Genomic DNA, 24,897 nt, shown 5'->3' with positions numbered 1-24,897 from the left:
AGACCATCGAACCGCGGGTCATGCCGCCGCCGCCAGTCCCAGCCCACGAACGCCCTCGATCATCTTGATCAGGACGGCCTGCGCGTCGCCATACACCATGCTGCAATTCTCGCCGTAGAACAGCGTATTGACGATACCGGCATAGCCCTTGCCTTCGCCGCGCTTGACGACGAACACCTGCTTGGCCTTGTCGGCATTGAGGATCGGCATGCCGAAGATCGGTGACGCCTTGTCGGTCCGTGCCGCCGGATTGACGACGTCGTTGGCGCCAATGACCAACACGATATCGGTCGCGGCGAAATCATCGTTGATGTCCTCGAGCTGGAAGATCAGGTCGTAGGGGACGCCGGCCTCGGCGAGCAGCACGTCCATCTGCCCCGGCATCCGCCCCGCGACGGGATGTACCGCGAACCGGACCTTCACGTCGGCGGCCTGGAGGAGCTTCACGAACTCGTAGAGTTTCTGCTGCCCTTGCGCGACGGCGAGACCATAGCCGGGGACGATGATGACGCTGGCGGCATAGCGCATCGCGATGCCGGCATCGCTCGGGTCCATTGGTTTCAGGCTTCCCGTAATCGCGCCCCGTTTCTGCTTCGCCGCGGGTCCGAAGTTCGTGAAGACGACGTTGCCGACCGACCGGTTCATCGCCTTGGCCATCAAGAGCGTCAGGAGCAGGCCGGCCGCCCCGACGACCATGCCTGCGACCATCAGCGCAGGGTTCTGGAGCACATAGCCCTCGAGACCGACGGCAAGCCCTGTAAAGGCGTTGAAGATCGAGATGACGACCGGCATGTCCGCGCCGCCGATCGGTAGCGTCATCAGGATGCCGAAGACCGCCGCGCTGGCAAAGAACACCGCGACCGCGGTCGGCGTAGTGACAACGGGCGCGAAGACGCCGATGCTGCTCGCGACGATATAGCCGCCAATCGCGATCGTCAGGAACATGACCGCGCCGTTGAGAATCTGCTGTCCGCGGAGCCGAAGCGGCTTGTCGATCAGGCCGTCGAGCTTCGCCCAGGCGATGATCGAACCCGAGAATGAAATAGCGCCGATCAACGCGCCGAGCAGCGTGACGACGAGCTGGGTCGTTCCCGTGGCCCGGTCGCCGAGTAGCTCGACGCCGGCGATCGCGCCCGCCGCGCCACCGCCCATCGCGTTGTAGAGGGCCACCATCTGCGGCATCGCGGTCATCGCGACCTTGCGCCCGCTCCACCACGCGAAGCCTCCACCAAGCGCCAGGGCGGCCAGGGCCAGGGCGATATTCACCGGCAGATGCGGCCGCGCCGCGGCTTCGACATCGAACGCGTAGAGGAAGCTCGCGCCGATCGCGACGAGCATGCCGATCCCGGCGACCGTGATCCCGGACGGCGCGGTGACGGGCGAGGACATGCGCTTCAGTCCGAACAAAAGCAGGAATGCGGCGATCAGGCCGGTCGCGCCGACGACAAGCGTGGCGATGGTGGAGACCATGTCAGCCCTTTCTGGCGCGGTGCGCGCGTTTGGCAGGGTGCGTTTTTGCCGTACTCGGCTGGAACATCGCGAGCATGCGATCGGTGACTGCATAGCCGCCGGCGGCGTTCCCCGCTCCGAGCAGGACCGCCAGGAAACCGATGACCTGCTCCTGCGTCGTCGCGGCGTTCAGGAGCGCGAAGATGCCGCCCACGACGACGATGCCGTGGACGAAGTTCGACCCCGACATCAGCGGCGTGTGCAGGATGGCCGGGACGTGGCCGATGATGACCCAGCCGGCGAACCCGGCGAGCATCAGGATGTAGAGCGCGGAAAAGCCGGTGACGGCGAGGTGCGTGGTCATGTCATCGTGTCCGATCATGGCCGCCGGTGGCGAAGGCGGGTACGCGCACGCTTGTCGCAGCTGAGGCGTTGGCGGGTTCGGGCGGCGGCGAACCGTCGCGCATGCTGCCCTCGTGGGTCAGCGCCGTCTTCGCGAGGATCTCGTCCTGCCAATCGATCTTCACGATATTGTCGCCCATCATCAGCGCGAGCAGATTGTACTGGTTTTTCGCGTACAGGACGCTCGCATCCCCTGCGATCAGCGACGGCACGTTCAGCGGTGCGACAATCGTGACCCCGTCAACTTCGATCGTCTCGCCGGGACGTGTATCCTCGCAATTGCCGCCACCCTCGGCCGATAGATCGACGATCACCGCGCCCGACTTCATGCCACGCAGCTGCGCAGCGCTGATCAGCTTGGGCGAAGGCTTTCCCGGGATGGCCGCCGTCGTGATGACGAGATCCGCAGCTGCCAGATGCTGCGTGACGACCTTGGCGACCACCTCAGCTTCGGCATCGGTCAGCGCGCGGGCATAGCCGCCCTTGGCGCGCGCATCGACGCCGGTCTCGACGAACGTTGCCCCGAGCGACAAGGCTTGCTCGCGGGTATCGGGCCGCACATCATAGCCTTCGACGACGGCACCAAGACGGTGTGCGGTCGCCATCGCCTCGAGACCTGCGACACCCAGCCCCATGACGAGTACCTTGGCAGGGCCGATCGCGCCGGCGGCCGTGGTGAGCTTCGGAAGGATGCGGCGCAGATGCGTCGAACCGAGCTGGACCGCATAATAGCCGGCCAGAGCCGACTGGCTAGACAGCGCATCCATCGCCTGAGCACGGGTGATCCGGGGCACGCGTTCCATTGCGAAGCAGGTGATCTGCCGATCGGTCAACGCGCGGACCAGATCCGGCTCCTTCTCGGCGTAGACGAAGGAGATCAGGATGGCGCCCGGCTTCATCGCCTCGATCACCGCGCGATCGGGCGGCTGGACTGCGAGGACGACGTCCGCAGCCGCGACCATCGCCAGCCGATCGGTCATGATCGCCACGTCGGTATAGGCACTATCGGCGTGGCTAGCGCCCAGTCCGGCACCGGTTTCCATATGCAGACGCGCGCCGAGCTTGATCAGCTTGGCCGTCACCGACGGGACCAGAGCGACCCGCCGCTCGCCGACGCGTGTTTCCTTGAGGACGGCGACATTGACGTACATCGCTCAGGCGACCGTACTTATCGGCGCGCGTTGAATCGCCGCCGGGATCGGAAGCTCTCCGTCGAGCTGCTGGTGTGGCCCATCCTGCAGGCGATCGGCATGGTGGACGGTGATCCGGCGCGGTGCGAGCGGCTCGAGGGTCGTCTTGGCCCGTTCCATCTCGCCTGCGGTGCCATGAGCCATGACGAGGAAGCCGTCCGACTCCACGTCGGTCTGGTAGGTGACGATGCTGTCTTCGGGGACTCCGAGGCTCGTCAACGCGGCCACGAGTGCTCCCGTGCCGCCCAGGACCACCGCACCTTCGATCGCGGCGATGCCGGCCGCAGCGAGATGGCCAAGCAACACGACGCCGCCGACCACCGGCACCGTGGCGTACAGCCCGCCCATGAAAAGGCCCCACAGGCTTCCCCAGAATGCGCCGCGCGATCCCCAGAAGCGGATGCGATCGCCGGTGTTATAGAACCCGGTCGCGGTCTCGCTGGTGTGGAAGCCCTTGCCGACGACGCTCAAGCGGCGGAGTGCGAACCCCGAAGCGGCCAGCGCCTTGACCGCGGCATCGGCTCGGTCGTGATCGTCGAACACGGCGACGATGGAATGGCTGAACTTCATGGGAGTTTCCTCGGATCTGGCAGATCCAAACCCTAGAAGATGGTGCCGAGGTCACTAGCGTCGGGAACTACCTATCGGCATAGGGTGGCAGGCCGGCACGCCTGCCAGCCCGCCTGGGACGACGCTGTCACACGGTGTCGAGCACGCGTGGCACCGGGTCGTTTCCAAGATCGTGCAACGCGACGAACGCCTTCAGGAGCACGCGCGGATCGAGCTTTCCCTGATAGACCGGGGGCGGCAATCGATCGAGGCCGAACAGCTCGGATACCGCGACCTGCGCCGAGCGGATCGAATATTCGACCGTGAACACGACGTCTTCGGGCAGTTCGCAGAATTGGCCGACAAAGCCGAAATTCACCGACTGGCTGGGTACGACCTGCGGTCGATCGCCATGCTCGCGGGGGAGGAACTGGCTGGTGATGAAGGGCATCATGCAGGGGATGCAGTTCGCAGCACCGAGGATCGCCTCCTTGTGCGGCAACAGCCCGAGGTGTCCGATGATCTCGGTCATGATCTCGCGCCCGGTACAGGCTGACATCGGCTTCTTCACGAAGTCGCCGATCGCATCGACCTTCAGGCCGTATCCCCAGAAGACGGTGATGTCAGCGGGCTGGCCGATGAAATGTGGTTGATGCGGGATGACGATCGACGCGAGCCAACTCGATTTGGGGAAGGTGATCAGACCGCCTTCGCCGGGCACGTTGCCCGTCTCGTCGCGCACGAGATCGAGGAACGTCGGATTGTCGAGCGTGGTCGTGAACGACACCCATTTCGACTGGTCGATGTGATCGGCGAACACCGATGGTCGCCCGAAGTCGCCTCGGCCGGCGGCGATATTCTGCCAGAGCAGCCACGCACCGCCATCGGCCTTGCCCTGGAGGACCGGGACGCTATCCATCCCGCCCAGCGTCGAGGCCTCCGTCATCGAACCGAGCGTGACGAGGACATAGTCCTGCTCGGCGATCTCGACGCGATCGCGCTTCCCGGCCTTCTCGATCACGATCCCGGTTACCGCATCCCCGCCATCGCGGTGGACGAAGTCGAGATCGACCACTCTCGTATCCGTCTCGAACACGACGCCGCGATCGTCGAGCCATTTGCGCAGGGGCCGTACCAGCGAGTCATACTGGTTATAGACCGTCCGCATGATGCCGATCAGCCGATTGAAGCCGCCAACCATGTGCGCGAAACGGACCAGATAGCGCTTGAACTCGACGGCGCTATGCCAGGGCTGGAAGGCGAACGTCGTACACCACATGAACCAGAAATTGGTCTCGAAGAACGCCGGGTCGAACTGATCCTCAATGCTCGATCGGCCCAGCAACGCTTCCGGCTCGAGCGCGAGACGCTCGATCGTCAGGATATGACGTTCGGTGAGGCCAAAGTCGGGGGCGGTCTCGCGGTGACCATCGACGAACAATCGAGATTTCGACGATGTCTGCATCGTCTTGTTCCACGCCAGGATTTCTTGCGTGACCGTGCCCTTTCCCTCGAGCGCCGGGATGGAGTCGAAGAGCGCGAAGGTGCAGAGATACTTGCTCTCGATCATGCGACCGCCGCGCAGGACATAGCCGTCTTCCGGGCTGCCCGATCCATCCAGGCTTCCGCCGATCACCCCGCTTTCTTCGAGGATCTTGATGTCGGCACCGAGCATGTCGCCGTCACGAATCATGAAGGCTGCCGCCGCCATCGACGCGATGCCGCCCCCGACGAGATAGGCCTTGCCGCCAGCGCGGCGAGCGGGACGCGTGAAGGTTGCAAGCGCGGCACCCTCGGGGCTGATGATCATCGCGATGTCTCCGTGCCGCTGCCGTCGGACCCGAAGCGGGTGCGATTACCTGGCTGGGCGAGATGTCGACTATCGCTAGGGGCCCCCCGCGGCACAGCGTCGGAAAGTACCTAAGCGTCAGCCTACGGCGTTCCAACCGGCCCAGCTATGGTCGATCGAGCCGGCGATCGCGGTCAGCAATGCCCTGTCGCCGACGGTGCGCTCCAGAACCTGGTCGCCGTGGCGTTCGGCTTCCTGCAGCATCGGACTATCCGGGTGGAGGCCATCGAGCAGCAGCGCCTTGCCGCGCCAGCCCGTCGCGCGCATCTGCCGCAGGAGATCCTGCCCATCGACATCCTCCATCTCTAGGTCGAGGATGATGCACGGATAGTCCCGCGAGCGCGGGTCGGCCAACAGCGCGGCGCACGTCGCATAGGAACGGACTTCGTACTTCTCCGACCGAAGCATCAGCTGCCGGGCATGGCGTACCACCGGGTCGCCATCGACAAGCGAAACGCCGATACCTGCCGGAGTAGAGATCATGGTGTCGTCTGACATGCGGGGTTCCTTGAATTGAGCTTAGGATCGCATGTCGAAGTACCCGCCGTCTGTACGTAGAAGGCGAGGGTAGTCAGGCCGCTTCGCCGAGGCCGGCCGCAAAGGCGATCCGCAGCACATCCGACAAACTCCGCGCGGACAGCTTCTCCATGAGGTTGGCACGGTGAACTTCGACGGTTCGCGTCGCGATCCCGAGGTCGAAGGCGATCAGCTTGTTCGGCCGGCCGACCACCATTCCGTCCAGGACATCGCGCTCCCGCGCCGTCAGCGCCGCCAGGGACACGACCGCTTCGCTCGCCGCGAGATGGCTGCGATCGATGCGGCGGGCTTGGTCGAGGGCTTCGTCGATCGCTTGCAGCAGCACTGACCGCTCGAACGGCTTCTCAAGAAATTCGATGGCTCCGGCCTTGACCGCACGGACAGCGAGCGTGACGTCGCCGTGACCGGTCAGCATGATGATCGGCAGCGTGATACCCTGCGCTCCCAGACGCGCTTGAACCTCAAGTCCATCGATCTCGGGCATGCGAACGTCGAGCAACACGCATCCCTGCGTTGCGCGCGTCGTGGTCTTCAAAAATACGGTGCCCGACGAATAGGTCTCCACCACGTGGCCCGCCTTGCGCAGCATGAAGCCGACGGACTGGCGAATAGCTTCGTCATCATCGACGATATGGATGGTGCGTGCAGGATCAGACATTTTCGTTTCCTATCGCCGGGTCGTCGTCCGCGAGCGGCACGCAGAAGTGGAACGCCGTCCCGCCGCCCGGTGCCGCCTCGGCCCAGATCCGACCGCCATGTGCTTCGACGATCGTGCGGCAGATCGACAGACCGAGGCCCATGCCGTCCTCCTTCGTCGTGGCGAACGCCTCGAACAGTCGCTCGCGGATGTCGGGGTCTAGGCCGGCGCCGGTGTCGGCGACGGTGACCCGCACCCAGCCCGCACGATCGGGTGCGGTCGCGATCGTCAACGTCTTGGTGGGCGATCCGGCCATCGACTGGATCGCGTTGCGGATGAGATTGACCAGCACCTGCTGGATCTGGACGCGGTCGACCCTGACCTTGTCGAGGCCGGCGGCAATCGTCATGACCACCTCGATCCCCGCTTCGTGCGCGCCGAGCAGGCCGAGGCTGGTCGCTTCCTCGACGAGTTCGTCGAGCCGCTCGATCTGAAAACCGGTATCGCCGCCATCGACGAAGGCGCGCAGACGGCGCACGATCGTGCCTGCGCGCAGCGACTGCGCGGCGGCAAGGTCGAGCGCCTCGGCGATCTCGCCAAGCAATCCGTCTTCGGCCCCTCCGGTCATCGGGCCGATCATCGCGCGGGTCGTCTCGAGATAGTTGGCGATCGCCGTCAGCGGTTGGTTGATTTCGTGGGCGAGCGTCGAGGCCATCGTGCCCATCGCGCTCACGCGCGAGACATGGACCAGCTCGGATTGAAGTTCCTTGACCTTGCGTTCTGTCAGCTGACGATTGGTAAGGTCGCGAACGAAGCCGGTGAAGATGCGCTCGCCTGCGATTACCGCCTCGCCTACCGCCAGTTCGATCGGGAAGATCTCGCCATTGGCGCGCTGCGCGGTGGCGATGCGGACGTTGCCGATCACATGCTGTATGCCGGTCCGCAGATAGGTGCGCAGGTGATCGTCATGGTCGCGTTGTTCGCTCGGCGGCATCAGCATGCCCACGTTGTTCCCGACAACCTGCGCCTTCGCATACCCAAATACCTGCTCGGCGGCCGCACTGAACGACGTCACGATGCCGTCCTCGCCCATGACGATCATCGCATCGGGTACGGTCGCGAGGATCGAACGCAGATGGTGTTCGCGTCGTACCAGCGCCGCTTCTGCGGCCTTCTGGTCCGTGATGTCCCGGATCACCTTGCCGAAACCACGCAGGTCGCCCGCATCATTTCGGAGTGCGGTAATCGTGACGCTGGCGAGGAATTCCGAGCCGTCCTTGCGCATCCGCCAGCTTTCTTCCTCGATGCGGCCGCAAGCCGCGGCTCGCGCAAGATCGTCGGCTGGCTTGCCGGCGGCTGCATCCTCCGGCGTATAGAATTTCGCGAAATTCGAGCCGATGATCTCTGCCTCGGTCCAGCCCTTGATGCGCTCGGCACCGAGATTCCAGATCGTTACGCGACCTGTCGGATCGAGCATGTAGATCGCATAGCTCGTTGCGCCGTCGATCAGCAGCCCAAGCTCTTCCGCCATCGCCGCGTTTTGCCGTGCGGTGGCATCGGCGGCTTCCTGTGCAGTAAAGGACCGGTCACCACTCATACCGGAGGTTCGATTGGTCGAGGGGCGTGGCGATGGCTCATCATAACGTCTGCCTTTGGTCCGGCACGTTCCCGAACCGTCGGCAACCCGTAACCCGTCAACGTTCAACGAGGCTATTTGACCCATGTTAAGCAAACGGCTTGATAAACGACATCGCGCCCTCGCCAATTAGTATCAATGCCAGAACACCACCACCGATGGAAATCCTACGGTTCATCGTGATCAGCGGTTCGAAATACTTTTGAAACGCCTGGGTCATGGTCGCCATCTCTCTCTCCCGTCGGAGATGTAGTGGGCTTTCCAGCGACGACGTCATATTGTGGTTTTCCGCAATTTCACGGATAACTAGGCTACCGATCTCGCCAATCGGTTATGGATCGCGGTCGCGGCGATAGCGGCTTCGCCTTCGGCTACGGCGATCTGGTTAAGGCCGCGCACCAGATCACCGGCCGCGAAGAGACCGCGGGTCGTTGTCTCCTGGTGCTCATCGGTGAGGAGCCGGTTGGCGGCGTCGACCTTTGCGCCGGCCTCGATCGCCAACATGGTCTGGGGGATGATACCGAACGCCGAATAGACCATGTCGAACCGGTGTGGGAGACCACCACCGTCCCCTACCGCCGTCACGCCGTCGGCCCCGATCGTGACCGAGCCGACCGCGACGCAGTAGGTGTCGACGTTCGCGGCCAGCAGCGCGGCGCGCGTTTCCGGTTGAAGAACCGCGTCTTCAGCTGGCAGCAACAAGGTGACGTGCGATGAGAAGGTTCGCAGAAACAACGCTTCGGCGGCGGCATGCTCTCCATCGCCAAGCACCGCGACCTTTTTGCCAATCGCCTCGAAGCCATCGCAGATGGGGCACGTTCGAATGAGACCGTTCTTCACCGCGTCTGCGACATGCGGGAGGGGCGGGTTGTTCTCCACCACGCCCCCCGCGAGCACGACCGTACGCGCGAGAATGGCAGTGCCGCCCATCTCGGCGGCGAACAGGCCATCGGCGGCGGGGTGCAGTCGCTCGACCGTGCCGTGCTCCAACACGGCGCCATATCGACGGGCCTGGTCGCGCAGCCGCTCCAACAAGGCGGCTCCCGAGATGCCTTCGGGGAAGCCCGGCAGATTATGGCTGAGCGTGATCCACTTGGCGCGACTCCAGCCCTTGTCGATGACCAGGACGCTGCGTCGGAACCGGCTCAGGTAGATAGCCGCGGTCAACCCTGCCGGGCCGCCGCCGATAACCAGGCAGTCGAGGGTATCGGTCACGACTGGGAAGCGCCGCTGTCGGATATACCTTTTGCCGCGTTGCGTCCGGCGACCCGGCCAAAGGCGAAGCACTCCGCGATGTTGCCGCCGCCCTGGTAGAGAAACGAGTAGATCGAGCCGAGCTCACCTGCCGAGAAAAGCCGACCGATCGGCTCGCCATCAATGCCGACGATCTGCGCCTGAGCGTTCCGCCTCGGTCCGCCCTGCGTGTTCACGAGCGCCGGCGTCAATTCCATAGCATAGAACGGGCCGGTCTCGATGGGCGCCAGCGTCGCCCGGCCCCGACCCCAATCTGGATCGTCGCCGTCTTTTGCCGACGCGTTGAAGCGCGCGACGGTGCCTTCGAGCGCTTCGGCAGAAACGTCAATCAGGCTGGCCAGTTCGCGCACTGTTCCCGCGGTATTGATCCAGCCCTTCGCTACCTCGCGAAGATTGTCGTCACTCCAGTCGTACCGGTTGCCATGACTGACGTCCCAATCCGCACCCGCCTTCCCGATATGTCCGGCAGTCCGGTAGGCTTCGTCGAATATCATGTAGATCGGCAGGGGCAGGGTTTGCTGGCCCCATTGGCCATGTCGCTTGACCTTGCCATGGGCGTCGCCGACCGAGCATGGCTCGCCCTCCATCGTGAACCGGGTGCCGTCCGCGCCAACGAAAATGTAGCTCTGCCCATGCGGCAAGTTCAGCCATTGGGCGACCGGGATTTCCTCTGCCTTGAAGGACAATATCGGCCCGGAAACATTGTTCATGTGCCACAGGTCGGCGCCGATTTCCTGCGCCATGCGGATGCCATCGCCCGTGTTGTAGGGCGTGCCAACCGGGAATACCCTGGGCAGCCCGCTGACATAGTTGCGGATCATCACGGGATTGTTCTCGAAGCCGCCGCAGGTAAGAACGACACCGCGGTGAGCCCGGATCGCGACGCGCTTTCCCTGCCGTTCGGCGATGACGCCGAGTATCTCCCGCTCTTCCTGGACCAGATGGATGACCGCAGTCTCGTACCGCGTATCAAGGTGGCGCGCCTCGACCGACGCTTCGATCAGGTTCCACAACCGCTCACCGCCGATCGGCCCTTCACCGTTCAACAGGACCCTGACGCATTCGGCGCCTGCGAAATCGGGGAACTCGACATAGGGGATCTCGACGGGCGTCATTCCCAGGCCCTCGAGCCACGCTCTGTTCGCGAACATCTCCTTGGCCCAGACGTCCAGCATTTCTTCCGGGATGTCGTCCATGAACGGGCCGGCCATCGCCCGGAAGTACGCCTTGCCCTTGTCGACATCGTCCGGCCAGAACACGATGTTGGCGGAGACACGGCTGTTGCCGCCCTTGTGAATTTCCGGCGCTTTTTCGAGCAGCAGCACCTTGGCGCCAGCGTCATGGGCCGCCATGGCCGCCGTCGCCCCGGCAAAGCCGTAACCGACGACGACGACCTCCGCCTCTTCGTCCCAGTGTAGTGGCGCCAGAGTCATGATGGTTGCCTCGGAAAGGGGGATCGCGACCGGGATCGGCTCGGGACAGCAGGAATTGGGATCGTCACGCCTTCGATCGACGCTACGCTGGACTACCCAATGTGCGGGCGATCCGAGCCCATCGGGAACTACGCACTAGTCGCTGACAGCGACCTCGCTCGCTGCGGCGTCAGGGAAGGAGGACGGCGGCGCCGTCGAAGCGGCCCGCGCGCAGGTCCCCGAGCGCTTCGTTCGCCTGCTGCAGCGGATAGCGATGGATCGTGGTGACGATGCCGATCTCCGGGACCAGCTTCAAAAAGGTCAGCCCATCCTGGCGGGTGAGATTGGCGACGGATGCGATCTCGCGCTCTTCCCACAGCTGGCTGTACGGGAAACTCGGGATATCACTCATGTGGATTCCGGCGCACACGACCCGGCCGCCCTTGCGGACGGCCTTGAGCGCGAGCGGCACCAGATCGCCTACAGTGGCGAAGAGGATAGCGGCGTCGAGCGGCTCGGGCGGCATCTCATCGGACCCGCCAGCCCAGACCGCGCCCAGTGACCGCGCGAAGTCTTGCGTCTTCAGGTCGCCCGGCTTGGTGAACGCATAGACCGATCGACCCTGCCACGCGGCGACCTGCGCCACGATATGAGCGGACGCGCCGAAGCCGTAGAGGCCGAGCCTCTTGGCCTCGCCGGTCTTGCCGAGCGATCGCCAGCCGATCAAACCAGCGCAGAGGAGGGGGGCCAGTGCCGCGTCGTCGCCGTCCTCGCCGAGCGGGAAGGCATACCGCGCTTCTGCCACCACCGCGGTCGCAAAGCCGCCGTCGCGGGTGTAGCCGGTGAAGAGCGGGCGATCGCACAGATTCTCCGCGTGAATCCGGCAATAGGGGCAGACGCCACAGGTATAGCCCAGCCACGGCACGCCAACGCGTTCGCCGATCCGGAGTGCGTCGACCCCCGCGCCGAGCGCGTCGACGCGCCCGACGATCTCGTGGCCCGGTATGATCGGCACCTGTGGGGCGGCCAGCTCGCCGTCGACCACGTGGAGATCGGTGCGGCAGACGCCGCAGGCCGACACCTTGACCCGGATCTGCCCCGGGCCTGGCTGGCGATCCGGTAACTCGCCCCACTCTAGCGGGCGACCGATCGCCTTCAGGATCATCGCATGCATGATGGCGGGCTCAGTGCGACAGCAGCGTACAGCGCCGCTCGTGCAACAACAGGTCGCGAGTGACGCCACCGAAGGCCCATTCCCGAATGCGGCTATGCCCATAGGCGCCGGCTACGACGAGGTCCGCCTCGACCTCGGTTGCGATCGCCGCCAGCGTCTGTGCGCCCGACCCCTTCATCCGCGAGACGATGCGGTCCGCGCCGATCCCATGCCGGTCGAGCCAACCCGCAAGGTCCTCGATACCGTCGCGCGCGCCCAGGGGATCGTTGCTGGCTTCGACAAGCGTCACCCGGTCGGCGCCATGGAGCATCGGCAGCGCATCCATCACCGCACGCCGGCATTCGCGCGTGTCGGTCCAGGCTATGACGACATTCCGGAAATCCGCTGTCACGTTGGCGTCCGGCACGACCAGTACGGGACGGCCGGCACGCAGGATCAGGTCGCCGGTGTCGGCATGCGTAGAGAGGTCGCCCGGCACCGGCCCCACGCCGGTAATCAGCAGGTCGGCGCAGCGTGCCTGCATCGCGATGGTATGCGCGACGTTTTCCAGGGTCGGGATCGATCGCCATTCGAGAACATGGGATCGCAACCCTGCATGGGCGTGGAATTCGACCTTCGCATGCGCCAGTTCGTCGGTAACGATGTCTCGCTCGAGAACCGCGAGCGCGCCGTCCATGTATCCGTCCGAGGCACCGAACTGGACGGGCTCACACGCCGCGATTCCGATCACCCGGGCATCATATTGCTTCGCAAGCGTTGCCGTCGCGTCCAGCACAGCCGCGTTCGGTCGCGCGCCATCGAGATGCACCATCAAGGTCGAATAGGTCACGCCTGATCTCCCGTGTCGCTGCATTCGCGATCACTTCATCCATTCCTGCGGGATTTCGAGCGGAGAGGGCAGGATCGGAAACTACGCATTTGCATCGTCGAAACGCACTTGTCGGCCGCCCGAACTGCGTACTTCCCGATGCTGTTTGCTCTGGCAGCACGGCGTATCCCCTGATCCATCACCGGTCGGCGCGCTTCGGGCCGGCTTTCGACGGAGATCTCCATGTTCGATGATATCAAGCTCCAGAAGGCGGTCCTGGCCGAACTGAACTGGGATCCAAGCGTCCCAGCTGCCCAGATCGGCGTCACGGCGAGCGGCGGCATCGTCACGCTGACCGGCCATGTGGGAAGCTACGCGGCCAAATTCGCAGCCGAACGTGCCGCAGCGCGCGTCGAGGGCGTCAAGGCGATCGCGGAGGAACTCGATGTGCAGCTTGAAGATCGTTTCAAGCGGGGTGACGAGGCGATTGCCGGCGCGATCGTCGAGCGCTTCTCGTGGGACACGACCATCCCCAAGGATGCGGTCAAGGCGCAGGTCGAGGATGGCTGGGTCAGTCTGCGCGGAGAGGTGCGGTGGCACTTCGAAAAGGAAGCCGCCGAAACCGCGGTACGAACCCTCGCGGGCGTGATCGGGGTGCTCAACCATGTAACCGTCACACCACGCGTCGATGTCCTCGACGTGCGCGACGACATCCGAACGGCGCTACACCGCTCGCCCTTCTTCGATACGGATACGATCAAGGTCTCGGTCGATGGTGGCACCGTCCGCCTGAGCGGTTCGGTCGATACGCTCCATGATCGACGGGTCGCGGAGAAGACCGCATGGGCGGCGCCGGGCGCGGTGAAGGTCGAGAATTTCCTCGAGGTCGTGTGATCACGACGCAGTCGCCATCCGGCAGTAGTAGGGCCAAAGACCGAACGCCACCGTCTCACCGGGAACGGCATGTCGTCGATCGCATCGGCTGGCTGCGCGCGGCCGTGCTGGGTGCGAATGACGGGATCGTATCCACCGCGAGCCTGATCATCGGTGTTGCGGCGGCTTCGGCGCAAGTGAGCGGGGCCGGGACGTCGGCTATCGTCATCGCAGGGACTGCCGGATTGGTGGCGGGTGCGATGTCGATGGCCGCCGGCGAATATGTCTCGGTCAGCGCCCAAGCCGACACCGAGAAAGCCGAGGTGGCGCTCGAACGACGCGAACTCGCCGACGATCCGGCTGGTGAACTCGCCGAGCTTGCCGGCATCTACGAGGCGCGGGGCGTGGACGGCCAAACAGCGCTGTCGGTGGCGACCCAGTTGATGGCGCGCGACGCACTCGGGGCGCATGCGCGCGACGAACTCGAGATTTCCGTCGGGGCTCGCGCCCGGCCCGTCCAGGCGGCGCTCGCCTCCGCGGCCAGCTTTACCGTCGGCGCGGCTATGCCATTGCTCGCCATTTTCCTCGCGCCAGCCGGATTGCTCATCCCAACGGTTTCCGTGTCGTCATTGGCTTTCCTCGCGATCCTCGGCGGGTTGGGCGCGCGAACCGGCAACGCCAGCGTCTGGCGGGGCACGGTGCGGGTGACATTCTGGGGTGCCTTCGCGATGGCCGCGACCGCCGGTATCGGCAGCGTTATCGGGACAGCAGCCTGATCAACCCATCGACGAGCCTGATCTGACGGTCGGCGCATATCCTCGCTTCGCGTCCTGCGTAGTTCCCGACGGTGATCCCTGATCGGGGTCCGAGGTAGTGTGGGCTCGACGCATCGCCGCTCGACCACCGGGTTCTCGCGATCGTTCAGCAAGGATCGCAAACCCCATGATCACCGACAGCTCCTTGGTAGTTGGCGTATCGAGCGCGCCAGAGCGTGACGCGAACGTTGTCCGCCGACCCATTCTTCATTTGTCCTCGGCTCCTGCAGGATCGCAAGGGTCCGTTTCCGACCGGCCCAAACGCGACTGGTCCGATCCGCGCACCGTCAACGCTTCTCTCTTTTCGACACGCCGCGTGATCTACCCCGCGTGAGGAACAGGCTTGCGCTGGCGCTGCTGGTCTTGTCGTCTTCGCTGCCGGCGGTCGCGATCGCTCAAGCTCCGCCCATCACGACATCGGACGGCAGGATCGAGAAGCTCAAGCCGGGCGAGTATCTCTGGGCGCCCGCAATTGCGCCGGCGGGACCCGTCACGGTCATCGTGAGCCTGAAGACCCAGAAAGCCTATGCCTATCGCAATGGCGTCGTCATCGGCGTCTCGACGGTATCGACCGGCACGCGCGGCTATGCCACCCCGACCGGGGTGTTCACCGTGCTCCAGAAGGACGCGGATCACGTGTCCAACCTCTACAAGGACGCCGCGATGCCCTTCATGCAGCGGCTGACCTGGGGCGGCATCGCGATGCATGCGGGCAACCTTCCCGGCTATCCCGCATCCCATGGCTGCATTCGCCTGCCGCTGGCATTTGCGAAGCTGCTATTCGGGATCACCCGGATGGGCGTCACCGTGGTCATCACGCAGGATGCGCTCGTGCCGGTTGTCGTCACCTCGCCGGGCCTTCTGAAGCCGGATAGCGACGCTATTCCCTCGACCGCGCCATTCGTCTGGACACCGAGCCGTTCCCCGAGCGGTCCTGTATCGATTGTCATCAGCGGGCGTGACCGACGGGTCGTCGTCCTGCGAAACGGGATCGAGATCGGATCCAGCCCGATCGTCCTGGATGCTCCGGTCGACCAAACCGCCGCCTTCACGCTCCAGTCGATCGATGCTGACGGGGAGCATTGGCTTCGACTTTCGCTGCCGGGTGACCCCCGATCCGGTGAACTGAGTGCCGAGGATCGCAGCAAGGGTCATCTGCCCGAGGGCTTCCGTGCCGGGCTCGCCACGGTGCTGACGCCCGGCGCGACGCTGCTGGTGACCCGTGAGACGCTGGCGAGCGCCGGCACTGGCAAGGCGGTGACCATCATCGAGGCTGGCAACGAGCCTGGCAACAAGGGCGGCGGCTCGTGAACGTGGAGCGACCGTTCGATACGATCGAGAAGCCCGTCCGGACCTCGCCCGCATGGCACACAATATCCAGCGCCGACGTCGAGGCTCGGCTCGGGACCTCGGATGCTGGCCTTACGGCCAAGGACGCGGCCGCTCGTCTTGTGCGGGATGGTCTCAACGAACTCGCGCCTCCGCCGACGCCCTCGATGATCCTGCTGTTCCTACGGCAGTTCAACAGCCCGCTGATCTATCTCCTGATCGCCGCAGCTGTCGTGTCGCTCGGCCTCGGGCACCGTACCGACGCCGGCTTCATCGGAGTTGTCTTGGTCGTTAATGCACTCATCGGGACGTTCCAGGAGGGCAAGGCCGCCGGCAGCCTGGCCGCGTTGCGGCAGATGGTCGGACAGACTGCCAGCGTGCGGCGCGGAGGAGCGATTTCTGTCGTGAATGCCCGCGACATCGTCGTTGGGGATATCGTCGAGGTCGAGAGCGGCATGGCGGTTCCAGCCGACATTCGCCTCTCCAAGACCAGCGCGCTGCGTATCGATCAGTCGACGTTCAGCGGCGAATCGATGCCCGTCACCAAGGATGCAGGCGTCATGGTGCCCGAGCGCACGCCACCTGCCGAGCGCACGACGATGTTGCTGGCAGGCACGATGGTAGAGGAGGGCAGGGGGGGCGGCGTCGTCGTCGCGACCGGCGCCGACACCGCGCTTGGCGCGATCGACGCGTCGCTTCGCGGTACGAAGGCGACGCCCCCTCCGCTCGTGCTGCGCCTCGATCGCCTCGCGAGGCAGATCAGCATCGCGACGATCGCGCTCATCGTGCCATTCGCGCTTGTCCTGCTGATGCAGGGGCGGCCGGGCGACCAGATCCTGCTGCTCGCGGTCGCGCTGGCGGTCTCGGCGATCCCCGAAGGACTGTCGATCGCGGTCACCGTCGCGCTGGCGGCGGGCACGCGCCGGATGGCGGCGCGCAAGGTAATCGTCCGCTCGCTCCCCGCAGTCGAGGGTTTGGGCGCCTGCACGATCATCGCCAGTGACAAGACGGGGACGTTGACCCGCAACGTCCTGTCCGTCGAGCGCGTCCTGCTCGCCGACGGCACCGTATGGAACCGCGCTGACTGGCCCGCGCACGCCGATGCGCTGGCTGCGATCCGCCACGCCGCAGCGCTGTGCAACGAGGCGGCGTTGGGACCGGACGGCATTCCTGTCGGCGATACGGTCGACGTCGCGCTGCTCGGGTTCGCGCGCGATGGCGGCGCCGACCTGGCCGCGCTTCATGCGATCATACGCGTCGCGGCGCTGCCCTACGAACCCGCACGCAAATTCTCGACCGTCGCGGTTGACGAAGGTGAGGGTGTTCGCGTCTTCGCCAAGGGCGCGCCTGAGGTCGTTCGCCCGATGTGCCGGTCGATCGATCCCGCCGCTATCGCCAAGGCGGTCGCAATGGCGGAGGACGGCTACAGGATCATCGCCGTTGCTGCCGCCGATGGATCTACGACGGTCGATGCCAAGGCCCCGCACGATCTCGTCTTCCTTGGCTGGATCGGCCTCATCGATCCGGTCCGTCCCGAAGTGCCCGCCGCGATCGCACGCTGTGCGGAAGCCGGGATCGGCGTGCGCATGGTGACCGGCGACCATCCGGGGACTGCGCTGACGATCGCGCGCGGGCTCGGTCTCGACGTGCACGCCGACCAGGTTGTCACCGGTACGCAGATGGCAGACCTGGCGGACCAGCCGGCGGAGCTTTCGGCGCTGGTGCTCGCGGGGCGCGTCTTCGCGCGGATCGAGCCGGTGCAGAAGCTGGAGATCGTCCGGATCCTTGCAAAGAGCGGCGAGCTGGTCGCGGTGACCGGCGACGGCGTCAACGACGCGCCCGCGCTTCAGGCCGCGCATATCGGTGTCGCGATGGGGATGGCAGGAACCGACGTCGCGCGCGGCGCGGCCGATCTCGTGCTCGCAGACGACAATTTCGCGTCGATCGTCGCGGGTGTCGAGGAGGGTCGCGTCACCTACGCCAATGTCCGTCGCATCGTCATCATCCTCCTGGCTACGGGCATGGCGGAGATTGGCATGTTCCTCGGCGCGGTGGCGCTAGGACTACCGATGCCGCTGACTGCGGTGCAGCTGCTCTGGCTGAACCTCGTCACAAACGGCGCGCAGGACGTCATGCTCGGCTTCGGCCGCGGCGAGGGCGACGAACTGCGTCAGCCGCCTCGGCGTCCGGAAGAACCGATCCTCGATTCCAGCGCGATCGCCCTTATGATCCCGCCCGCCCTGATGATGACCGGCCTCGCGCTGTACCTCGTCTACGGCATGCACCACGATGGACGGCCGCTTGCCGAAATCCAGAACGCGGTGCTGCTGATGACGGTGCTTTTCCAGAACGTCTACGTCCTGTGCATGCGTAGCGAGAGGCGCTCGGTGCTGCGCGAACCGCCGTTCTCCAACCCATGGCTCCTGCTGGGTGTCGGCGTCGCACTCACCTTCCAGCTTATCGCGATGACATGGCCCACGCTCGGCGGGGTTCTCGGTACGTCACTCGTCTCGACTACCACTTTATGGTTTTGTCTGGCCGCCACGGCCTCGACCGTCGTCGTCACCGAGGTGACCAAGCAGCTTGTCGCACGCTGGCAGCGGAGCGCTCCCCGTGGCTGACCGGGCGGCAGGTGCCTTCACCCCTAAGATCGTGACGGCGATGCGCGAGGGCTACACGCTAACGCAATTCCGCGCGGATGCGATCGCCGGAGCGACGGTGGCGGTCGTCGCCCTCCCGCTGGCGATGGCGCTCGGCATTGCCAGTGGCGCGTCGCCCGACAAGGGGCTGATCACGGCAATCGTCGCAGGCTTCCTGGTGTCTGCGCTGGGCGGTTCGCGCGTGCAGATTGGTGGGCCGACCGGCGCGTTCGTCGTCGTGGTCTTCAACGTCATCGCTCAGCATGGTTATGACGGCCTTGTGCTGGCGACCTTGCTCGCCGGCGTGATCCTGATCGTCGCCGGCTATGCCCGGCTCGGCGAACTGATCCGCTTCATCCCCTACACGGTCGTCACCGGGTTCACCGCCGGGATCGCCGTCATCATTGCGTCGAGCCAGGTCAGGGATTTCCTTGGATTGCGCATGGTCGCCGTGCCCGCCGACTTCCTGCCGAAATGGGCCGCCTATCTGGGTGCGATCAGGACGGTCGACGCCGCGACCGTCGCGGTCGGCGCCGGTGCGCTGGCGGTGATCCTGACTCTGCGACGGGTCGCGCCGCGGATACCCGGATTTCTGGTTGCGGTCGTCGCGGCATCTCTCATCGTTATCGTGACTGGCTTGGACGTCGACACCATCGGGTCGCGATTTCCGAACAAGCCGGCGGGCATCGCTTTGCCTGCGCTGCCCGTCTGGACGTTCGCCAAGGTGCAGGCAGTGCTCCCTTCTGCATTCACGATCGCGTTCCTCGCCGGGATCGAAGCGCTGCTGTCGGCGGTCGTTGCCGACGGGATGATCGGATCGCGGCACCGGTCGAACCAGGAACTGGTCGGGCAGGGGATTGCCAACATCGCGTCCGCGCTGTTCGGAGGACTTCCCGCGACCGGCGCGATCGCGCGGACCGCAACCGCGATCAGGGCCGGCGCGCAGACGCCGGTCGCCGGCATGCTCCATGCGGTCTTCGTACTCCTTTTCCTGCTCTTCGGTGCCGATCTGATGCGGTACGTGCCGATGGCGGCGCTTGCGGCCATCCTGTTCGTGGTTGCCTGGGGCATGAGCGAGCATGACCGGTTCCGTGGCCTGTTGCGGATGCCGAATGGCGACCGGCTGGTGTTGCTGCTGACGTTTGTGTTGACCGTGCTGGTCGATCTCACGGTCGCGATCGGGGTCGGCGTGACGCTGGCATCGTTGCTGTTCATGGCGCGCATGAGCGACACGGTCAGCATCGACCGCGGCGGCGAGACCGAAGCCGACGACACCGACCAGCGCAACGCTCTACCGACGGGTGTCGAGGTCTTTCGGATCGACGGGCCGTTTTTCTTCGGTGTGGCTGCAGGGTTGATGGACGCCTATCGCGCATTGGGCAGGATCCCGCGTGTGCTGATCCTCCGCCTGGATCGAGTTCCGGTGCTCGACGCCAGCGGAGCGGCGGCGATCGGCGAAATGGTCAAACGAGCGAACGTGTCCGGGACCCGCGTCATCTTGTGTGGAGCACGATCGAGTGTGACCGCGATGTTGGACCGCGCACTGAGTAAAGACCCGATAAGTGCGCCTGCTCGTACCGCCTTATATGCAGAGGCTATTGCGATCGCCGGCGATCAATAGTTTTCGTCACTGCGATCGATGCCACACTCTTTTTGAAGGCCGCCTAAACCTGGCCAGAAGGAATGGTATCGCGGCAAAAACAAGCTGTCCCGTGAGTCCTACAAATCCGAGTGGGGTTTCCACGGTCCTTGCCCACTCGGCAGCGCTTTGCCCCCGCAGAATGTACGCCAGTATTGCCTCGCTCCCCATCGTCAGCAGAAAAGCGAGGAGGCCCATAGCGGCGCATTGTCCGGGTTGGAAAGCGCGATGGCGCAGCAGCCGGCTGGCGACCAGCCAGCTGACCGTGATCAGGACGGGAACTTCGAGAAGCAACGCGGCGGTATCGCCGATTTGTGGCGTAACCAGGAGGACACGAGCTGCCCCCGTCGCGAAGGCGAAGCCGAACACGATCCCGAAATACGCTACCCCTGTCGACCACACCGCGCCCATCCGTAACAGCCTTCATGATTTTCGTTTACTGATGACGGGCGCCCCATCGTTGGCACCGGCGGCGCTCCAACCATCGTCGCAGCGCGAGTTGATCGTCGGGCGTCGCTTGCCTAGCGCATCGCATCGATCAGCCGATCGACCGGCATCCTGGCAAAGGTCGTGAAGCTGTCCGCCACTGCATAGGGCAGGACCAGCGTCCTGCCGTGCAGCAGCGCGCCGCAGCTATAGACGACGTTGGGCACGTAACCCTTGCGCTCGGTTGCATCGGGCCGGACGAGCGGGAGGGTCATCCGCCCGAGAAGTTTGGATGGATCGTCGCGGTCCAGCAGGCAGGCGCCGAGCGCATAGTTACGCATCGCGCCGACGCCGTGGGTCAGCACCAGCCAGCCTTCATCGAGCTCGATCGGCGAGCCGCAATTGCCGATCTGGACGAACTCCCATGGCCAGTGCGGCTCGACGATTGTCGTACCCGTCGGCCATTCGTATAAGTCATTCGAGAAGGACAACGAGATCGTCTCGTTGTCCTCCCGGCCCAGCATCGCATACCGGCCATCGATCCGCCGCGGAAACAGCGCCATCCCCTTGCTCGCGGCAGACGGACCCCGGATCGGGTCGAGCGCGAAGGCACAAAAATCGCCGGTGCGCAGCAGCTCCTGGCGGATGCCGTCACCGCTGTAGGCCGTGTAGGTCCCGAACCAGGTGATCGTGCCGTCGTCGTCGGCGAAACGGACAAGGCGCAGATCCTCGATCCCGTTGCGCTGGCTCGGCGTGGACGGAAAGATGACGATCTCGGACAGGGCGTAGCCGTTCTCGCAGCGCATCCGCACGCCTGCGGCACGCGAGCCGCCGAGCGCTGCGTCCTCGATCCGAGGGACGATCGCGCGAGGTCCCTGCGGATCCAGACTGATGTCGCCTGATAGGTCGCAGATACCCGTTCTGAACGCGATCGAGGAGACATGGCCTTCGCCGACGGCGCGGAGCGACAGGATGAAGCGTACCGCGCCGGCGGACAATCCGGTCTGGTCGGGATGCGGCGCGATGCTGGGATTGAAGAGCGCGGCGGCCTCGTAGCCATATTCCTGGCAGAAATAGGCGCCGATCAGCAGCGCGCGCTCGCCCACGACCGGCGCGTCATTGCCGATCACGCCCTGCACCTCGGCATAACGTTGCGCGAACACCGCTTCCACTTCCGCGTGGTGGCCGGCAAAGTCGCGCATGAGATCGCTCAGCTCTTCAGTTATCGCCGCATCGCCCAATCCCATCACGCGCCCGGCGATCCGTTTGGCGCGGGCGTGATCGCCGTCCGCGCCCGGTACGTAAGGCCGGATGACGACGCGCGAGGGATCGGGCCGCAGGACGATCTGCAGGCGCTCGACAAATGCGGCGTTCGTCACGCGGTCATGCGCCGACGTTCAGCTCTGTCGCGTGGGTCGGGTAGGCCGCGACGGGGGTCAGCTCGCGGGGCCTTCCGCCGAGCGTGCTCGCAAAGCCGTGGTTGACGTCGCGGTGATGCGCCTCATCGTCGCGGACCACCAGCACGACGTCGCGCAAGGTCGCGTCGTCCGCCATCTTCCAGTAATGACGTGCGATCGCGGGAGCGGGGACGTTGGGCGAGCGCCCCTCGTCGATCTCCTGCAGATACAGCGTGTAGCTTGTCACCGCCTCCTCCTCGAAATAGCCGACGACGCGGTGCGCGGTCTTCGCCGAGAGCAGATAGAGGATCGAGAAGCCGATCAGGAACACACCTTGGACCAGCAGGATCACCGTTCGCTCGAACCAGGTCGGCTTGGCGATCTCGATGAACGTCATCAGGTGCATGCGCTCGTTCTCGGCTTCCTCCATCAGGGTCCGGATCCAGCCCTGATCGTCGCGCATCCAGCGCAGGCATTTGAGATGGGTGAACATCGCCCCGACCATGCCGGGAACGGCCGCGACCGTCTCGAGTACGATCGCACGGTGTCCGTAACGCTTGGCAAAGAAGGTATCCGCGCTGAACCGAAGCAATTTGGTGAAGCCAAGCGCGAACCGGTCGGAGAACCCCTTGGGGTCGTGATGGATGACGGGTTCGGCGGCTCGCTCTTCGGTAAGCGCACGCGCGTCGGGCACGAGAATGGTATTGGCCATGAGCTGTCCTTTGAAGGCGTGAATCAGGTGGCAGCGACGTCGAGCGTCTTGCGCAGCACCATGACGGTCGGATCGCCAGGGCATCCCGAAGCGGTCCAGCCGCGCTCCCGTTCGAGTTCGATCGCCTCATGGTTGTCGCGGCTTTCGATGGATTCGACGGTCTTTATTCCCTTGGCGACCGCGAAGCGGGCGACATGGTCGAGCAGTGTCCAACTGATGCCGCCGCGCTTGAAATCGGCGCGGATCGCGATGGCGACCTCGGCATTGGTAAGCGTTTCATCGGCAGCCAGCATGGCGGTGGCGATGATCAGGCCAGTCCCCGGTTCGATCGCGAGGAAGTTCTCCGTGCGCTGGTGATCGACCGTGACGAGCGCCTGCAACTGGTCGTGGCCAACCTTCTGGATCGCCGTCAGGAAGCGGAAGCGCAGGTCTTCCTTGTCGACATGGGTGAAGAATTCCCCGAGCGCCATCTCATCGGAAGGCATGGCAGGGCGCACGTGGAAGGCGTAGCCGCTCCTCGTCACGAGGTCGGCGCTCCACGTGTCGCCCGGTACGGTTGTCGCCGGTTCGGTAGTACTCGGGCGGTCTCTCAGGAGTTCGACCATCATCAGTTCCTTCGCAAATGGACCCGCCGGCAGGGTGCGAAGGGGTGTTGGTCGAATAGCCGCAGGGGCCTGATCGCTGCAGCATCGGGAAACACGTAGCGGGTGTGCACGAGGATGCCTCTCCCGGCAGTCGACGGTCGCCAGGGCTTGCGGCTGGCGTATCACCGTAGTTTCCGAGCCTATCTGGCAGCCAGGCGGTCGCTACGACGGTTTGCTTGTCCGCGTGCAAGAATTCACCGACCGCGGCCCCAGGAGAAAATCATGCCCCAGGACCGTGCGCTGCAGGAGTCGGTATTGACCGAGCTCGTCTGGGAGCCGAGCGTGGACGTTGCCCATATCGGTGTTACCGCCGAACGCGGCATCGTCACCCTCACCGGTCACGTCGAAAACTTTCTCCAGAAACGCAACGCGGAGAAGGCTACCGCCCGGGTGCGGGGGGTTCGGGCCGTGGTGGAGGAACTCGAGGTCCGGCTGCCGTTTCCCCTGAAGCACGGCGACGAAGAAATCGCCAAGGCGGCGCTCAACCGGCTCGACTGGGAGGTCGATGTGCCGAAGGATGTCGTGACGATCCGGGTGGAGAATGGATGGGTCACGCTGACGGGATGCGTTGAATGGCACTTCCAGCGCGAGGCCGCCGAGCGCGTGTTGCGCGGTTTGGTTGGCGTTGTCGGCATCCAGAACGAGATCATCACGAAGGTTCATCCGATCGCGCAGGACGTGACGGCCGAGATCGACGCGGCACTGCATCGCTCGCGGTTCGATCCCCGGACCATCACAGTGGCGGCGGACGGCGGAAAGATCACGCTCAGCGGCACCGTGCCGACTCTCACCGATCGCTACGTCGCCTGTCAGACCGCATGGAAGTCCAGAGGCGCCACCGAGGTCGAGAACAACCTCGTTGTCGCATGACCCAGCGGATGCAGGATCTGGCGCATGAGATCGTTCGGCTTCAGGCCGAACTGGACCGCGAGATCGAAGGGCGAAGGCGGGCGTTGGGCGTGGAGATCGCTGGTCAAATCGTCGGTTTCGAACGTGGCGTTCTCGAGGCGCAGCGCCGCTTGCGGGTTTCGGTCGGGCGCTTTGTCGCGGACTCCGAATTTGTGTCCTGGCTGACGGCGCCGGTGATCTACTCGCTGATCGTGCCGCTGGTTGTCGTCGACCTATGGGTCAGTCTCTATCAAGCGATCTGCTTTCGTGCGTACCGGATCCAACGTGTCCGGCGATCGGACTTCATCCTCCTTGATCGCCGGCACCTGGCCTATCTGAACCGGGTCGAGGCGCTGAATTGCATGTTCTGCTCCTACGCCAACGGTCTGATCGGTTTCGTGAGGGAGGTCAGCAGTCGTACCGAGCAATATTGGTGTCCGATCAAGCACGCCCTGCGCGTCAATGACCCGCTGCACCGCTATTACGAGTTCCTCGAATATGGCGATGCCGATGGATATCGGACGCGCCTGGCCGAATTTCGCGATGGTTTGCGCGGCTGACTCAATGGCCTGCGTAGTTCCCGACGCTGCCGCGGCTTCAGGCGATCAGTACAAGACCCGTGCCGGTATTCGCCGCAA

At 64.8% G+C, this 24,897-nt stretch carries 23 protein-coding genes; 7 read left to right on the top strand and 16 right to left on the bottom strand.

The annotated features are described in order from the left end of the window. Window positions 1–18 precede the first annotated feature (18 nt). From SJY41_RS22095 to SJY41_RS22035, 13 genes are all read right to left on the bottom strand, one after another. On the bottom strand, window positions 19–1,470 hold the full coding sequence (locus SJY41_RS22095) for an NAD(P)(+) transhydrogenase (Re/Si-specific) subunit beta (RefSeq protein ID WP_380784485.1): 1,452 nt from the start codon (window positions 1,468–1,470) through the stop codon (window positions 19–21). 1 nt (window position 1,471) lies between these two features. Next, a complete protein-coding gene (locus tag SJY41_RS22090; RefSeq protein WP_380784484.1) occupies window positions 1,472–1,813 on the bottom strand; it encodes an NAD(P) transhydrogenase subunit alpha in 342 nt (113 codons plus the stop codon). A 1-nt stretch (window position 1,814) separates the two neighbouring features. Then, a complete protein-coding gene (locus SJY41_RS22085; RefSeq protein WP_380784483.1) occupies window positions 1,815–3,002 on the bottom strand; it encodes an NAD(P) transhydrogenase subunit alpha in 1,188 nt (395 codons plus the stop codon). Window positions 3,003–3,005: 3 nt separating this feature from the next. Further along, window positions 3,006–3,611, bottom strand: a complete 606-nt coding sequence (locus tag SJY41_RS22080; protein WP_380784482.1) for a general stress protein — start codon at window positions 3,609–3,611, stop codon at window positions 3,006–3,008. A gap of 127 nt (window positions 3,612–3,738) precedes the next feature. After that, a complete protein-coding gene (locus SJY41_RS22075) occupies window positions 3,739–5,400 on the bottom strand; it encodes an oleate hydratase (protein WP_380784481.1) in 1,662 nt (553 codons plus the stop codon). A gap of 117 nt (window positions 5,401–5,517) precedes the next feature. Further along, a complete protein-coding gene (locus SJY41_RS22070; RefSeq protein WP_380784480.1) occupies window positions 5,518–5,937 on the bottom strand; it encodes a response regulator in 420 nt (139 codons plus the stop codon). Window positions 5,938–6,010: 73 nt separating this feature from the next. Further along, complete coding sequence (locus tag SJY41_RS22065) at window positions 6,011–6,634, bottom strand: response regulator transcription factor (RefSeq protein WP_380784479.1); 624 nt, start codon at window positions 6,632–6,634, stop codon at window positions 6,011–6,013. Beyond that, entirely contained in the window at window positions 6,627–8,210 is a 1,584-nt protein-coding gene (locus SJY41_RS22060; RefSeq protein ID WP_380784478.1) for a PAS domain S-box protein, read from the bottom strand. Before SJY41_RS22060 ends, SJY41_RS22065 begins: the two co-directional genes overlap by 8 nt. Window positions 8,211–8,337: 127 nt before the next feature. Next, the gene (locus tag SJY41_RS22055; RefSeq protein ID WP_380784477.1) at window positions 8,338–8,478 is read right to left on the bottom strand and encodes a hypothetical protein; all 141 of its coding nucleotides are present in this window, start codon (window positions 8,476–8,478) and stop codon (window positions 8,338–8,340) included. A 77-nt stretch (window positions 8,479–8,555) separates the two neighbouring features. Beyond that, window positions 8,556–9,464 carry an NAD(P)/FAD-dependent oxidoreductase gene (locus tag SJY41_RS22050; RefSeq protein ID WP_380784476.1) on the bottom strand — a complete coding sequence of 303 codons (909 nt, stop codon included), beginning with the start codon at window positions 9,462–9,464 and terminating at the stop codon, window positions 8,556–8,558. Next, entirely contained in the window at window positions 9,461–10,936 is a 1,476-nt protein-coding gene (locus SJY41_RS22045; protein ID WP_380784475.1) for an FAD-binding protein, read from the bottom strand. Before SJY41_RS22045 ends, SJY41_RS22050 begins: the two co-directional genes overlap by 4 nt. Before the next feature lie 169 nt (window positions 10,937–11,105). Next, a complete protein-coding gene (locus SJY41_RS22040) occupies window positions 11,106–12,089 on the bottom strand; it encodes a zinc-dependent alcohol dehydrogenase family protein (RefSeq protein ID WP_380784474.1) in 984 nt (327 codons plus the stop codon). 10 nt (window positions 12,090–12,099) lie between these two features. After that, entirely contained in the window at window positions 12,100–12,918 is an 819-nt protein-coding gene (locus tag SJY41_RS22035) for a universal stress protein (RefSeq protein WP_380784473.1), read from the bottom strand. Between the two features lie 222 nt (window positions 12,919–13,140). On the opposite strand from SJY41_RS22035, the gene SJY41_RS22030 reads away from it, so the two are divergent. From SJY41_RS22030 to SJY41_RS22010, 5 genes are all read left to right on the top strand, one after another. Next, entirely contained in the window at window positions 13,141–13,791 is a 651-nt protein-coding gene (locus tag SJY41_RS22030; RefSeq protein WP_380784472.1) for a BON domain-containing protein, read from the top strand. After that, window positions 13,788–14,546 (top strand): VIT family protein, encoded by a 759-nt coding sequence (locus SJY41_RS22025; protein WP_380784471.1) that lies wholly within the window; start codon window positions 13,788–13,790, stop codon window positions 14,544–14,546. The genes SJY41_RS22030 and SJY41_RS22025 overlap by 4 nt, the downstream gene beginning before the upstream one ends. A 369-nt stretch (window positions 14,547–14,915) precedes the next feature. Next, on the top strand, window positions 14,916–15,896 hold the full coding sequence (locus SJY41_RS22020; protein ID WP_380784470.1) for a L,D-transpeptidase: 981 nt from the start codon (window positions 14,916–14,918) through the stop codon (window positions 15,894–15,896). After that, on the top strand, window positions 15,893–18,535 hold the full coding sequence (locus SJY41_RS22015) for a cation-translocating P-type ATPase (protein ID WP_380784469.1): 2,643 nt from the start codon (window positions 15,893–15,895) through the stop codon (window positions 18,533–18,535). The genes SJY41_RS22020 and SJY41_RS22015 overlap by 4 nt, the downstream gene beginning before the upstream one ends. Beyond that, window positions 18,528–20,174, top strand: coding sequence for a SulP family inorganic anion transporter (locus SJY41_RS22010; protein WP_380784468.1), 1,647 nt, complete (start codon window positions 18,528–18,530; stop codon window positions 20,172–20,174). Before SJY41_RS22015 ends, SJY41_RS22010 begins: the two co-directional genes overlap by 8 nt. 539 nt (window positions 20,175–20,713) lie before the next feature. Here the strand turns inward: SJY41_RS22010 and SJY41_RS22005 are convergent. The 3 genes from SJY41_RS22005 to SJY41_RS21995 are packed head-to-tail and all read right to left on the bottom strand — an operon-like array spanning window position 20,714 to window position 23,335. Then, window positions 20,714–21,997, bottom strand: coding sequence for a glycoside hydrolase family 130 protein (locus tag SJY41_RS22005; protein WP_380784467.1), 1,284 nt, complete (start codon window positions 21,995–21,997; stop codon window positions 20,714–20,716). A 4-nt stretch (window positions 21,998–22,001) separates the two neighbouring features. Next, window positions 22,002–22,727 carry an alternative oxidase gene (locus SJY41_RS22000; protein ID WP_380784466.1) on the bottom strand — a complete coding sequence of 242 codons (726 nt, stop codon included), beginning with the start codon at window positions 22,725–22,727 and terminating at the stop codon, window positions 22,002–22,004. Window positions 22,728–22,750: 23 nt separating this feature from the next. Next, window positions 22,751–23,335: a GNAT family N-acetyltransferase gene (locus SJY41_RS21995; protein ID WP_380784465.1), complete on the bottom strand. Its 585-nt coding sequence runs from the start codon at window positions 23,333–23,335 to the stop codon at window positions 22,751–22,753. Window positions 23,336–23,593: 258 nt separating this feature from the next. On the opposite strand from SJY41_RS21995, the gene SJY41_RS21990 reads away from it, so the two are divergent. Together SJY41_RS21990 and SJY41_RS21985 are read left to right on the top strand one after the other, a co-directional pair. Beyond that, complete coding sequence (locus SJY41_RS21990; RefSeq protein WP_380784464.1) at window positions 23,594–24,241, top strand: BON domain-containing protein; 648 nt, start codon at window positions 23,594–23,596, stop codon at window positions 24,239–24,241. After that, window positions 24,238–24,819 carry a hypothetical protein gene (locus tag SJY41_RS21985; protein WP_380784463.1) on the top strand — a complete coding sequence of 194 codons (582 nt, stop codon included), beginning with the start codon at window positions 24,238–24,240 and terminating at the stop codon, window positions 24,817–24,819. The genes SJY41_RS21990 and SJY41_RS21985 overlap by 4 nt, the downstream gene beginning before the upstream one ends. Window positions 24,820–24,897 lie beyond the last annotated feature (78 nt).

Origin of the sequence: Sphingomonas sp. R86520, assembly GCF_042466285.1 — a bacterium.
GTDB lineage: Bacteria > Pseudomonadota > Alphaproteobacteria > Sphingomonadales > Sphingomonadaceae > Sphingomonas.
This window is presented reverse-complemented; position numbering and strand designations above follow the sequence as displayed.

Bases quoted from the DNA above. Each gene is read 5' to 3' on its own strand.
- SJY41_RS22085 (WP_380784483.1), bottom strand. From the start codon at position 3,002: ATGTACGTCAATGTCGCCGTCCTCAAGGAAACACGCGTCGGCGAGCGG.
- SJY41_RS21995 (WP_380784465.1), bottom strand. From the start codon at position 23,335: ATGATGGTCGAACTCCTGAGAGACCGCCCGAGTACTACCGAACCGGCG.
- SJY41_RS22040 (WP_380784474.1), bottom strand. From the start codon at position 12,089: ATGCATGCGATGATCCTGAAGGCGATCGGTCGCCCGCTAGAGTGGGGC.
- SJY41_RS22055 (WP_380784477.1), bottom strand. From the start codon at position 8,478: ATGGCGACCATGACCCAGGCGTTTCAAAAGTATTTCGAACCGCTGATC.
- SJY41_RS22000 (WP_380784466.1), bottom strand. From the start codon at position 22,727: ATGGCCAATACCATTCTCGTGCCCGACGCGCGTGCGCTTACCGAAGAG.
- SJY41_RS22060 (WP_380784478.1), bottom strand. From the start codon at position 8,210: ATGAGTGGTGACCGGTCCTTTACTGCACAGGAAGCCGCCGATGCCACC.
- SJY41_RS22070 (WP_380784480.1), bottom strand. From the start codon at position 5,937: ATGTCAGACGACACCATGATCTCTACTCCGGCAGGTATCGGCGTTTCG.
- SJY41_RS22030 (WP_380784472.1), top strand. From the start codon at position 13,141: ATGTTCGATGATATCAAGCTCCAGAAGGCGGTCCTGGCCGAACTGAAC.
- SJY41_RS21985 (WP_380784463.1), top strand. From the start codon at position 24,238: ATGACCCAGCGGATGCAGGATCTGGCGCATGAGATCGTTCGGCTTCAG.
- SJY41_RS22075 (WP_380784481.1), bottom strand. From the start codon at position 5,400: ATGATCATCAGCCCCGAGGGTGCCGCGCTTGCAACCTTCACGCGTCCC.
- SJY41_RS22080 (WP_380784482.1), bottom strand. From the start codon at position 3,611: ATGAAGTTCAGCCATTCCATCGTCGCCGTGTTCGACGATCACGACCGA.
- SJY41_RS22065 (WP_380784479.1), bottom strand. From the start codon at position 6,634: ATGTCTGATCCTGCACGCACCATCCATATCGTCGATGATGACGAAGCT.
- SJY41_RS22095 (WP_380784485.1), bottom strand. From the start codon at position 1,470: ATGGTCTCCACCATCGCCACGCTTGTCGTCGGCGCGACCGGCCTGATC.
- SJY41_RS22090 (WP_380784484.1), bottom strand. From the start codon at position 1,813: ATGACCACGCACCTCGCCGTCACCGGCTTTTCCGCGCTCTACATCCTG.
- SJY41_RS21990 (WP_380784464.1), top strand. From the start codon at position 23,594: ATGCCCCAGGACCGTGCGCTGCAGGAGTCGGTATTGACCGAGCTCGTC.
- SJY41_RS22045 (WP_380784475.1), bottom strand. From the start codon at position 10,936: ATGACTCTGGCGCCACTACACTGGGACGAAGAGGCGGAGGTCGTCGTC.